Below are 10,895 nucleotides of genomic sequence, written 5' to 3'. Positions count from 1 at the left end.
CACGTCCTGACGCATACCCCCAACCCTATCAGATCTTATCTGTTTTCCGATACTACACGGCAAAGAAAAAGCCCTGATCACAGGGCTGGCCGGTCACCTACTTCCGGAGGTCTGGGACTCCAAGCGCTAAGCGCAGTACGGCCGGTGGATCCGCCCTATCCGGTCGGGGGCGTCGCCCTCAGGCGATATGCATAACGTAGAGCATGGCGCTCCCGTTATCGGTGCGGCGCGCCGGACGTTGAGCCGGTGACCGACACTGAGCCGTGACCGATCACGAGGGCGGCGGTAATCGCTTTCATGAGCCGGGCTGTGGTTACGCGGTCTGACCACACGGCCGGGGCGCGCCGGTCGTGCTTCACTCCGCACGTGAACCGGGTGGCGATCGGATGAATCGCCACGGCGTCGCGCCCGCCGTGCTTCTCGCACCAACCGTCGCGCTCAATGAGCGTCGGGCATCCCGGGGTGCTGCACACGTGGTGGTTCTTGGTCCACGGGCTGTCATTGACCGCGACGCTCCCGCCGGCCCGGCCAAAGGGCGCGAGGGGCCGGACCTCGAGGTACCCGTCATCGTCCACGAGCTCGACAGTGACGATCTTGTGGCCGCGGGGGCAGGTGAGGGCAACCGGCGTCCGGCGCGCGATGGCGTCAACGACGGCCGGCAGCTGACGCATCCGCTCGGCCACGGCATTACGCTCGCGATTCTTGCTGCGCTCGTACCCTTCGGGAACGCTCATACCCGGTCCCCTCTTCGGAGCTTCTGGGCCGCGTGCTTGGCGCGGGCGTCGGCGGCGGACGCGCCGTAGCGCTCGAGCATGACGTCCGACGTCCACCCGGCAAGGCGCTTGAGGTCGCGTTCCTGCCCGCCGGCCAGCAGCGCCCGGTAGAGGTCGTCGGCGTCGGTCTGCACTACAGGTCTCCCAGGTTGAGTGCGTGGGCCTCGGCGGCGGCACGCTCGGACGCGCGCGCCCGGGTGTACCGCTGGAGCATGTCGGGTCGGGTCCACCCGGCTACGGCCATGAGGCCACCCTCGGAGCCGCCGGCGGCGAGCCAGCGGTGCGCGGCAGTGTGCCGCAGCTGGTGGGGGTGGAAGCCGCTCAGGCCGGCGAGGCCGGCGCGGTAGGTCAGCGCCTTGTACAGGGCGTCGTAGGTGAAGCCCTTGCCCCGGTCCCCCAGCCACAGCGCGTCCGTGGCGGCGAGGCGGTGCCCAGCACGCTTGCGCTTGTACCGGTCGACGGCGCGGGCGGTGTGTGGCCCGAACGGGACGACGCGGCCCTTGCCGCCCTTGCCGCGGCGGACGATGGCGGTCCCGGCGCTCAGGTCGACGTCGGGCACGGTCAGGGAGACCACCTCACCGGCCCGGGCGCCCGTCTCGATCATGAACCGCACCATCGCCTCGTCGCGCCGGTCGCGCAGGTCCGGCCCGGCGCACGCCTTGATCAGCGCCTTGATGCCCTCTGGTGTCAGCGGCTGTACGACCTTCGTGTCGAGCTTCGGAGCCTTGATCCCGAGTAGCGGGTCAGCGGGTAGCTCGCCCTCGTCGGCGAGCCACTCGGAGAATCGACGCACCGCGAGCTGACGAGAGCGCACGGTCGCGGCCTCACGCCCGACGTCGAGCAGGTGCGCGGTGAAGGCGTTGACGCTTGGCCGGTCGATGATCTGCGGTCGGTCGCTCTCGCGGCACCACGTGAGGTACTGACGGACCCCGGTGCTGTAGGTCTTGACGGTCTGCGGGCTCTTGCGCTCGGCACGCAAGGACAGCTCCCACGAGTCGACAAGGGCGTCGAGGTTGGGCGGTTTCGGACGTCGGGCCATGACACCGAGCATAGCGTTATCTGTACTAGAAGCGCTGTGCTCTGCTACGCTCGGCGTGTCAGGCACCGGCAATCGTTGGAATCCTGCGGAAAACCGGCCACCCGGACGGTGAGTCTCAGTCCAGGTAGTCGCGCAGCACCTGGGACCGGCTCGGATGACGCAGCTTCGACATCGTCTTGGACTCGATCTGGCGGATCCGCTCACGCGTGACGCCGTAGACCTTACCGATCTCGTCGAGCGTCTTCGGCTGACCGTCGGTGAGACCGAACCGCATGGAGACCACGCCCGCCTCGCGCTCGGAGAGCGTGTCGAGCACGGCGTGGAGCTGTTCCTGGAGCAGCGTGAAGCTCACCGCGTCGGCCGGGACGACGGCCTCGGAGTCCTCGATGAGGTCGCCGAACTCGCTGTCGCCGTCCTCGCCCAGCGGGGTGTGCAGCGAGATGGGCTCGCGGCCGTACTTCTGGACCTCGACGACCTTCTCGGGCGTCATGTCCAGCTCCTTGGCGAGCTCCTCCGGAGTGGGCTCGCGGCCCAGGTCCTGGAGCATCTGGCGCTGCACGCGGGCGAGCTTGTTGATGACCTCGACCATGTGCACCGGGATGCGGATGGTGCGGGCCTGGTCCGCCATGGCGCGGGTGATGGCCTGACGGATCCACCACGTGGCGTAGGTGGAGAACTTGTAGCCCTTGGTGTAGTCGAACTTCTCGACGGCGCGGATCAGGCCCAGGTTGCCCTCCTGGATCAGGTCCAGGAACAGCATGCCGCGACCGGTGTAGCGCTTGGCGAGCGAGACGACGAGGCGCAGGTTGGCCTCGAGGAGGTGGTTCTTGGCCAGGTGGCCGTCGTTGGCGATCCACTGCAGCTCACGCCGCAGCTTCGGAGCCAGGGGCTCCTCGTTGCCCAGTTTCTCCTCGGCGAACAGGCCGGCCTCGATGCGCTTGGCGAGCTCGACCTCCTGCTCGGCGTTGAGGAGGGCGACCTTGCCGATCTGCTTGAGGTAGTCCTTGACCGGGTCGGCGGTCGCGCCGGCCGTGACGACCTGCTGGACGGGCGCGTCGTCGTCATCGGAGTCCGAGACGACGAAGCCGGCACCCTCCGCGGTGGGCTCCTCCTCCTCGGCGTCATCGGGCTTCTCGTCCGGCACGGCCTTGAGCGCGGTGGTCGCGCGGGCGGTCGACTTCGCCTTCGTCGTACCCTTGGTGGACGACTTCGGCGCGTTCTTCCGCGCTGCGGCCTTCTTCACGGTAGGCGTGGGCTCTTCGGCCTGGGCGACGACATCTTCGACCGAGGCCCCGCCGGTGGGCTCGGTGGTCGCGGGCTTGGCCTTGGACCGAGTCTTGCGCGGCGACTTCGAGGCAGGGGTGGAGGACACAGATCACCTTCCGGCAGGGACGAGGAGCCGGCTGAGAACACGGCAGCGCTATAATTATAGCGTCGGGTTGCGTCTGTGGCAGCCAGATCGCGCTTCCGCTCTTGACGGCCGGGGCCGGACCCATCGTTTCCGCTCTTGACAGCGGGGCCGGACCCATCGTGGCCAACGCCGACGCTACGCGATCTATGCCCGTCCGCTCCGGAGCCGTCGCCCGCTCAGGAGCCCTCGGCGATGAGCGCCTCGTAGCCGGCGGCGTCGAGCAGGTCCGACGCGAGCCTGGTCACCCGGACCCGGTACAGCCAGCCCTCGCCGTGCGGATCTGCGTTGACCGTCTCGGGGCTGTCGACGGCGGCCTGGTTCACCTCGACGACCTCGCCGTCGGCGGGCGCCACCAGGTCGGACACGGACTTGGTCGACTCGATCTCGCCGCACGCCTGCCCCGCCGTCACCGTCGCCCCGACCTCGGGCAGGTCGACGTAGACCACGTCGCCGAGTGCGGTCGTGGCAAAGGCGGTGACGCCGACGCGGGCGGTCTCGCCCTCGACGGCGATCCACTCGTGCTCCGGGCTGTAACGACGGTCGTCGGGATAGTTCATCGGGTGCTCCTTGGTCGATCTCGGTCGGGGTGGAGTAGGTCTCACCCGCGTTGGGTGGGGGTGGGCTTGACGGCGAGCACGGGGCACGCCGCGTCGAGGAGGATCCGCTGGGCGTTGGAGCCGAGGATCAGTTTGCCGACGGGTGAGCGTCGGCGCAGGCCGATCACGATGAGCTCGGCCTCGACCTCCGCGGCGGTGGTGACCAGGTCGTCGGCCAAGTCGTCGCTGCGGCGCAGCTGACGCACCTCGTAGGCGACGTCCTGGTCATCGAGCCGGTCCCGCAGGGCGTCGGCCTCGGCCTCGAAGGTGGCGTGCTGCTCCCCGCGCGCGCGCCGTACGAGCACGACGACGAGCCGGGAGCCGCGACGTCGCGCCACGGTCACTGCGGCGGCAAGTGCCGCCTCACCCTCGTTGGTGGGTACGTAACCGACCACGATCGTCATGCACTCGCTCCATCCCCCGCAGCATCCCGCCGACCGGCGGCCGGCAGCCGTCGCGCCGGACGTTACCGGATGACGACGCCCTCGGGGGCGGCCTCACGCGCACCGACCACCTCAGCGGGCCACCTGGCCACGGCGACCTCGCCGTCCCTTCCGGGAGCCGGCGGGGTGGTGCCACGGCGGCGGGACGCGCCCCGCGAGCGAGGACCGCACGAGCAGCGCCAGGCGGTGGTCCGGTTCCTCCTCGAGGGCCTGGCGCGCGTAGGTCTGCGCGCGTGCACCGTCCGCGGACCACCACGCCAGGAACGCGAGGACACCGAGGGTGGCGGCCGCCCGGCCCGGGGGCGCCGGGGCGCCGACGGCACCCGCGAGGTCCATGGCGCGGTCCACGACACCGGCGTCCGGCGGCACGGCCAGGTCTCTCGCGAGGTGCCGGTCCGAGATCTCGAGGTAATCGGCGGTGCCGGCCCGACCACCCGCGACCGTGCGCGCGACGACGGCGTCGCGGACGGTCTTGTCGGCGAGGAAGACCTGGAGCCGGCCCAGGTCCGCGGGATCGAGGGCCTCACCGACCGGCCGGTCGGCCAGTGCGTCCCACAGTCCCGATCCCTCGCGGCGCCACCGGGCCAGGGGGGCCTCGTCGCGTGCGGTGGTGGCGCCCGGCACGCCGAACGCGGCCCCCCGCACCTGCGGGGCTCCGCCGCTGGCACGCACCACGACGCGGCGCCGCGCCCGCTCCAGGTCGGCGCCGCGGCCGACCGCCTCCGCGTGGGCACCGGTGGGCACGCGGACCAGGGCCAGGGCCGCGCGGTCCGGCAACGCAGAGTAGCCCTCGAGCACCATCGCGGCGCCGGTCTCCGAGGCGTCCAGGTCGGAGAGGTCGTACCCCGCAGCGGGACAGCACGCGGCACAGCCCGGATGCCCCCAGCCGTCCCCGGCCACCACCCACGGGTCGGGGTCCAGGTGGTGGAGCGCTGCGGTGATGTTCTCGAGCGCCGTGCGCAGGGCGGTGCCCTCCCCCGCGGCCTCCGCGAACGGTGCGGCCGTGTAGGCGACGACGGCGACGTCGTCCGCGCCGTCGTCCTCGAGGTGCGCCGCCAGCTCGAGGGCGCCGAACACACCGAGGGCCCGGTCGGCGAGGTCCGCGATGTCCACACGCACCACCAGCCCGATGTCGAACCGGCCCCGCGCGTTGCGGCACAGGCTCAGCAGGACCACCGACTCCTCCGGGTGGAACCCGAGGCGGTAGGGGATGAGGGCGAGGAGATCACGCGGTTCCCGCGCCCGGACGACCTTGACGTTGCTGCTGGGAGTGTTCATGCCCACCAGTCCAGCGCGCGGGGAGCTCACCGCGTCGGGTGGCTGTGGACAAGCGACACGACCGCCGTGGTGGCCGATCGGCCGAGCCGGCTCGTCGCGCCGCTCACCCCGAGACGTGCCCGGCTGTGGACGGGGCGTCGCGCGCCACCCGCGGTGGGGTATGCGGATTGTCGATGCCGCGACCCCTCGCCATAGGCTCGGACCATGCCTGCACCCGCCGACCTCCGGAACCTCGTCTCGACCCGGGTGCTTGAGGCCCTGGACGAGCACATCGCCCGGTTCGCCGCCGTCGGCGAGCCGCTGGCGGAGTTCATCGCCCCGGCGCGCGGTCTGCTCGGCGGCGGCAAGCGGCTGCGCGCCCAGGTGTGCGCGGCGGGCTGGGCCGCGGCGGGCGGGGCGGGAGAGTCCGTGCCACGCGCGGTGGTGCTCGCTGGATCCGCGCTCGAGCTCTTCCAGGGCACGGCACTCATCCATGACGACGTGATCGACGGCTCGCGCACGCGCCGCGGACTGCCGGCCGCGCACCGCCATCTCGCGATGCAGCACGCCGAGCGGGGGTGGCTGGGCAGCTCCGCGGACTACGGCGAGGCGGGAGCCATCGTGCTGGGGGACCTCCTGCTCGCCGTGTCGAGCCTGGAGTTCGAGTGCGCCCGCGACCTGGTGGAACCCGGCGCGGGGCGGCGGGCGAGGGAGCTCTACGACGCCATGTCGGCCGAGGTGGCCCTCGGGCAGTACCTCGACATCAGGTCCCAGGACGTGCCCTGGGGTGACAGCCACGATGCGATGGACCGTGCCCTGACCGTGATCCGGCACAAGTCGGCTCGGTACTCCGTGGAGCACCCGCTGCTGATCGGAGCGGCCCTGGCGGGGGCCGACAAGCGGCTCCTGGACGCGCTGAGCGAGGTCGGCCTGCCGCTCGGCGAGGCCTTCCAGCTCCGCGACGACGAGCTCGGCGTCTTCGGCGACCCGGCCGTCACGGGCAAGCCCGCCGGGGACGACCTCCGCGAGGGCAAGCGCACGGTGCTGCTGGCCATGACGCTGCAGCGGGCGGACGCGGCACAGTCCGCGCTCGTGCACCGCGAGGTCGGCCGCGCCGACATCGACGAGGCCGGCGTCCTGGCGGTGCGCGAGGTCATCCGGTCCACGGGCGCCTTCGAGGCGCACGAGGAGCTCATCGCCCGGCGCCGGGCGGCCGGCCTGGCGGCGCTGACCGCCGCCGCGCTCCCGCCGGTCACATCGGACCGCCTCGAGGAGCTGGCCGAGGCGCTGACCCGCCGCTCGGCCTGAGCGTCGGCTCGGTCGGACCACCAGCGACGCACGGCCGGAGAGACGACCGGCACCGGGTCAGAACGCCAGCGTCTGCGCGATCCGGCGCACCGCGTGCGTGCGCCGCTCACGCAGCGCCGTCATGGGCGTGGAGCCGAGCTCGTCGTCCGGCGTGAAGAGCCAGCGGTAGGCCTGCTCGTCGTCGAGGCCCCCGTCGAAGAGCAGGATCAGGGTGCCGCGCAGGGCCGGGAGCGGGCCACGGTCCTCTCCCTCGGCCACGATCGTCTCCACCGGGATGCCGAGGGCCCGGTTCGGGCCGTGCGGCACCGCGAGCAGGCGCTTCTCCTTGAGCATCGAGCGGATGTCGCGCTGGCGCAGGCCCAGCAGCTCGGCGACCTCGGGGACCGAGAGCCACGCGTCCGGCTCTTTCAGGGCTGTCGTCACGGCGCCAGGATAGGGCTATTTCGCTGCTGGGTTGGCCACCGACCGTCCGATTCGCTACTGTCACTCTGGTCACTCGAGTAGCACCAGTACACACACGTCACATGCGTCACGACGTTGAGCCCGGTGCGGGTGAGCGTCGTCCGTCACGGCACCCTCCGTGCGGCACACCGAAGTCACGCTGGAGGATCGATGTCCAAGGCCGAGAGTTCCCACGGCGGTGCGCGCATCCATGCGGGTCGCGCTGGTGTGGGCCTTGCCCTCGCGGCCACGACGGCAGTCGGTGTGGCCGTGCCCGCCGCGCAGGCCCACACCGTCCCGAGGGCCGCGCCGCGGGCCGTCGCGCCCGCCGTACGCGCCGCTGCCGTGCCGCAGATGACCTACCGGGTGCAGGCCGGCGACACCGTCTCGCACATCGCCCTGCGGACCGGCTCATCGATCTCATCGATCATCGCCGTGAACGCCCTCGACACCCGCGGGTTCATCCGCGCCGGCCAGATGCTCAAGGTGCCGTCCGCGGCCGGTGCCCCGGCGGCCGTGGCCCCTGCGGTCGCCGCTCCGGCGGCCGCGACGCACACGGCGGTCAAGGGCGAGACCGTCACGAGGATCGCCGCCCGTTACGGCACCACGGTCCGCGCCCTCGTCGACACCAACGCCCTCCCCTCCGCCGACCGCATCGCGATCGGGCAGGTCCTCCGGCTCCCCGGTGCGGCCATGCCCGCGCCGACGACCCCAGCGGCCACCACCGCAGCGGCACCCGCTCCGGTGGCCGGGACGAGGCACGCCGTCTCCCGGGGCGAGACCGTCTCCGGGATCGCCGCCCGCTACGGCACCACGGTCCGCGCCATCATCGACGCCAACGGCCTCGGCGCCAACGCGCTCATCTTCGCGGGCCAGACCCTCACCATCCCCGCGGCGGGCGCATCCGCACCCGCCGCCGTCGTACCCGTGCGCGCCCCCGCCGCCGTCGTGCCCGTGAGCGCTCCCGCCCCGGCCGCCGCCACGTACACCGTGCTCCGGGGCGACACGGTCTCCCACCTGGCGAAGGCCTGGGGCACCACGATCGCCGCCGTCATCGAGGCCAACTCGCTCGACGGTGCCGGCCTGATCTACGTCGGTCAGCAGCTGAAGGTCCCCGGCGTCGCGACACCCGCACCCGCCACGGCCTCGAAGCCGCTGGTGCCGAACACCTTCCTCGGACGCACCTACCCCGCCGCCACGGTGGCCGCCGCGAACGCCAACAAGGCGGCGCTGCTGGCCGCTGGCGTGCCCTCGCGCCAGCAGATGCAGGCCACCGTGGTCGAGGTCGCCCGCGCGATGGGCGTGGACCCCGTCCTCGCGCAGGCCCACGCCTACCAGGAGTCGGGTTTCAACCACGCGTCCGTCTCCCCCGCCAACGCGATCGGCACGATGCAGGTCATCCCGTCCTCCGGGCGGTGGGCCTCCGATCTCGTGGGCCGTCAGCTCGACCTGCTCGACCCCTACGACAACGTCGTCGCCGGTGTGGCGATCATCCGCCAGCTCCACCGGACGAGCCCGGACTTCGACTCCGCGATCGCCGGCTACTACCAGGGCGCGGGCTCGGTCAGCCGCAACGGCATGTTCTCCGACACCAAGTCGTACGTGGCGTCCGTCAAGGCACACATGGGCCGCTTCTGACCACACCGTCGTGGCTCCCGGGCCCGGATGCGGTCCGCAGGTACTCTCTCGACGTGGACACCACCGCCCTCGACCCGATCCTCGGCCAGCTGGTCGACGACCGGTACGAGGTGACCGCCCGCATCGCACGCGGCGGGATGGCCACGGTGTACCGGGCCACCGACCGGCGCCTCGACCGCACGGTCGCGGTGAAGGTCATGCACCCGCACCTGGCCGAGAGCCCCGACTTCGTGGCCCGCTTCCGCCGTGAGGCGCGGGCGGCCGCCCGGCTGAGCCATCCCGGCGTCGTCGCCGTCCACGACCAGGGCACCACCGCCGGTGCCGCCTACCTGACGATGGAGTTCGTCGACGGCCCCAACCTGCGTGCCGTGCTGCGCGAGCGTGGCGCCCTGCCCGTCGGCGAGGCGCTGGGGCTGGTCGAGCACGTCCTCGATGCACTCGCCTCCGCCCACCGCGCCGGCCTGGTGCACCGCGACATCAAGCCGGAGAACGTGCTCCTGACGCCGGACGGGCGGCCCAAGCTCGCCGACTTCGGGCTAGCCCGGGCCGTCAGCGAGGCCACCGCCGCCACCACCGGCACCGTCCTGGGGACGGTGGCCTACCTCGCCCCCGAGATCGTCACCGAGGGCCGCGCGGACGCGCGTGCGGACGTCTACGCCGTGGGTGTCCTGCTCTACGAGCTCCTCACCGGCGCGCAGCCGTTCGTGGGCGAGGCTCCCATCCAGATCGCGTTCCAGCACGTGAACTCGACCGTGCCGGCACCGTCCTCGGCGGTGCCCTGGCTGCCGGTGGACGTCGACGACGTGGTCGGCGCCCTGACCGCTCGGGACCCGGACGAACGGCCGAAGGACGCCGACGCCGCGCTCCCGCTGGTTCGCCGGTGCCTGGCAGCCCTGGACCCGGTGACGCTGGCCCGCCGTGCGGACGTGGCACCCACCACGGTGGTGGCGGATGACGACACCGCCGTGCACCCCGCGGCGAGCGGCGACCCCGACGCCACCCGGGCCACCGAACTGCCCGGTCACGGCACCGTCGCACTCCCGATCGGGGCGATCACCCGCGCGGCGGCTGACCCGCCGGCGAAGCGTCGGCGTGGCCGGCGCCTCCTCGCGGTCCTGCTCGTCCTGCTCGTCGCAGCCGGGGGGCTCGCCGCGTGGTGGTTCCTGGCCGGGCCGGGCGCACGGGTGCCCGCACCGACGGCCGTCGGGCTCACCGAGGCCGAGGCGGTCGCCGCGGTCGAGGACGTGGGGCTCGTGCCCGTGGTCGAGCAGGCCCACCACGACACCGTCCCCGAGGGGGTCGTCGTCTCCAGCCACCCGGAGGCCGGCACCGCCGTGCCGCGGGACGGCGAGGTGACCCTCACGGTCTCCCTGGGCATCCTCATGATCGAGGTGCCCCCCGTCGTCGATCTCACGACCGAGGCCGCGACGACCGCCCTCCTGGCCGTCAGGCTGGAGCCCGGGACCGTGACCGAGGAGTACCACGGCACCGTGCCGGCGGGCACGATCCTGTCCTCCACCCCCGCAGCCGGCGAGCTCGTCGAGCACACCCGGGCGGTCGACCTCGTCGTCTCCAAGGGCCGCGAACCGGTCGAGCTGCCCGACGTCGTCGGCCGGCCGCGCGAGGAGGCCGTGACCGCCGTCGAGCAGGCGGGCCTGGCCGTGTCTGCGGTGACCGAGGAGTTCTCCGACGACGTCCCCGTCGGCGAGATCATCAGCCAGGAGCCCGCCGCCGGCTCGGTCCAGCTCTATCGCGACGACGCGGTGCGGCTCGTGGCCTCGCGCGGGCCGGAGCTCTTCGAGGTGCCGAACGTCTTCGGCCAGCGGATCGCCAAGGCCCGCAAGGTGCTCAAGGACGCAGGGTTCGTCGTCGAGGTCAAGGAGATCTTCGGTGGCCCGCTGGGTCTGGTCCAGGCCCAGGACCCGCGTGCCGGGTTCATGCTGCCCCGAAAGAGCGTCATCACCCTGACCGTGGTGTAGCCGTTCGTGC

General features: G+C 72.4%; 10 protein-coding genes and 1 pseudogene. 3 read left to right on the top strand and 8 right to left on the bottom strand.

Going from position 1 to position 10,895, the window contains the following annotated elements:
• Positions 1 to 215 precede the first annotated feature (215 nt).
• From ACYC1Z_RS04705 to ACYC1Z_RS04675, 7 genes and pseudogenes are all read right to left on the bottom strand, one after another.
• Positions 216 to 734 carry a hypothetical protein gene (locus ACYC1Z_RS04705; RefSeq protein ID WP_461408383.1) on the bottom strand — a complete coding sequence of 173 codons (519 nt, stop codon included), beginning with the start codon at positions 732 to 734 and terminating at the stop codon, positions 216 to 218.
• The gene (locus ACYC1Z_RS04700) at positions 731 to 907 is read right to left on the bottom strand and encodes a hypothetical protein (RefSeq protein ID WP_461408382.1); all 177 of its coding nucleotides are present in this window, start codon (positions 905 to 907) and stop codon (positions 731 to 733) included. Before ACYC1Z_RS04700 ends, ACYC1Z_RS04705 begins: the two co-directional genes overlap by 4 nt.
• Positions 907 to 1,812, bottom strand: coding sequence for a tyrosine-type recombinase/integrase (locus ACYC1Z_RS04695; RefSeq protein ID WP_461408381.1), 906 nt, complete (start codon positions 1,810 to 1,812; stop codon positions 907 to 909). The genes ACYC1Z_RS04700 and ACYC1Z_RS04695 overlap by 1 nt, the downstream gene beginning before the upstream one ends.
• 115 nt (positions 1,813 to 1,927) lie before the next feature.
• Positions 1,928 to 3,142: pseudogene (locus ACYC1Z_RS04690) on the bottom strand (RNA polymerase sigma factor); the annotation flags it as partial.
• 257 nt (positions 3,143 to 3,399) lie between these two features.
• Positions 3,400 to 3,780: a glycine cleavage system protein GcvH gene (gcvH, locus tag ACYC1Z_RS04685; RefSeq protein WP_461408380.1), complete on the bottom strand. Its 381-nt coding sequence runs from the start codon at positions 3,778 to 3,780 to the stop codon at positions 3,400 to 3,402.
• Positions 3,781 to 3,821: 41 nt separating this feature from the next.
• Positions 3,822 to 4,223 carry a universal stress protein gene (locus ACYC1Z_RS04680; RefSeq protein WP_461408379.1) on the bottom strand — a complete coding sequence of 134 codons (402 nt, stop codon included), beginning with the start codon at positions 4,221 to 4,223 and terminating at the stop codon, positions 3,822 to 3,824.
• Positions 4,224 to 4,334: 111 nt separating this feature from the next.
• Complete coding sequence (locus ACYC1Z_RS04675; RefSeq protein ID WP_461408378.1) at positions 4,335 to 5,540, bottom strand: DUF4192 domain-containing protein; 1,206 nt, start codon at positions 5,538 to 5,540, stop codon at positions 4,335 to 4,337.
• 204 nt (positions 5,541 to 5,744) lie between these two features.
• Between ACYC1Z_RS04675 and ACYC1Z_RS04670 the strand changes: the two genes are divergently transcribed.
• Positions 5,745 to 6,827 (top strand): polyprenyl synthetase family protein, encoded by a 1,083-nt coding sequence (locus ACYC1Z_RS04670; RefSeq protein WP_461408377.1) that lies wholly within the window; start codon positions 5,745 to 5,747, stop codon positions 6,825 to 6,827.
• Between the two features lie 57 nt (positions 6,828 to 6,884).
• On the opposite strand, the gene ACYC1Z_RS04665 is transcribed toward ACYC1Z_RS04670, so the two are convergent.
• On the bottom strand, positions 6,885 to 7,250 hold the full coding sequence (locus ACYC1Z_RS04665; protein WP_461408376.1) for an Rv2175c family DNA-binding protein: 366 nt from the start codon (positions 7,248 to 7,250) through the stop codon (positions 6,885 to 6,887).
• A gap of 189 nt (positions 7,251 to 7,439) precedes the next feature.
• Between ACYC1Z_RS04665 and ACYC1Z_RS04660 the strand changes: the two genes are divergently transcribed.
• Both ACYC1Z_RS04660 and pknB read left to right on the top strand, forming a co-directional pair.
• Entirely contained in the window at positions 7,440 to 8,906 is a 1,467-nt protein-coding gene (locus ACYC1Z_RS04660; protein WP_461408375.1) for a lytic transglycosylase, read from the top strand.
• Between the two features lie 53 nt (positions 8,907 to 8,959).
• Positions 8,960 to 10,885 carry a Stk1 family PASTA domain-containing Ser/Thr kinase gene (gene pknB, locus ACYC1Z_RS04655; protein ID WP_461408374.1) on the top strand — a complete coding sequence of 642 codons (1,926 nt, stop codon included), beginning with the start codon at positions 8,960 to 8,962 and terminating at the stop codon, positions 10,883 to 10,885.
• The last annotated feature ends 10 nt before the right edge of the window (positions 10,886 to 10,895 follow it).

This window comes from Georgenia sp. (assembly GCF_054605595.1).
The sequence above is the reverse complement of the archived record's forward strand: the minus strand, read 5'-3'. Positions and strand labels throughout refer to the sequence as shown.

Coding starts and splice junctions, on each gene's coding strand:
- ACYC1Z_RS04680 (WP_461408379.1), bottom strand. CDS start 4,223: ATGACGATCGTGGTCGGTTACGTACCCACCAACGAGGGTGAGGCGGCA.
- ACYC1Z_RS04705 (WP_461408383.1), bottom strand. CDS start 734: ATGAGCGTTCCCGAAGGGTACGAGCGCAGCAAGAATCGCGAGCGTAAT.
- ACYC1Z_RS04660 (WP_461408375.1), top strand. CDS start 7,440: ATGTCCAAGGCCGAGAGTTCCCACGGCGGTGCGCGCATCCATGCGGGT.
- gcvH (WP_461408380.1), bottom strand. CDS start 3,780: ATGAACTATCCCGACGACCGTCGTTACAGCCCGGAGCACGAGTGGATC.
- ACYC1Z_RS04695 (WP_461408381.1), bottom strand. CDS start 1,812: ATGGCCCGACGTCCGAAACCGCCCAACCTCGACGCCCTTGTCGACTCG.
- ACYC1Z_RS04670 (WP_461408377.1), top strand. CDS start 5,745: ATGCCTGCACCCGCCGACCTCCGGAACCTCGTCTCGACCCGGGTGCTT.
- ACYC1Z_RS04675 (WP_461408378.1), bottom strand. CDS start 5,540: ATGAACACTCCCAGCAGCAACGTCAAGGTCGTCCGGGCGCGGGAACCG.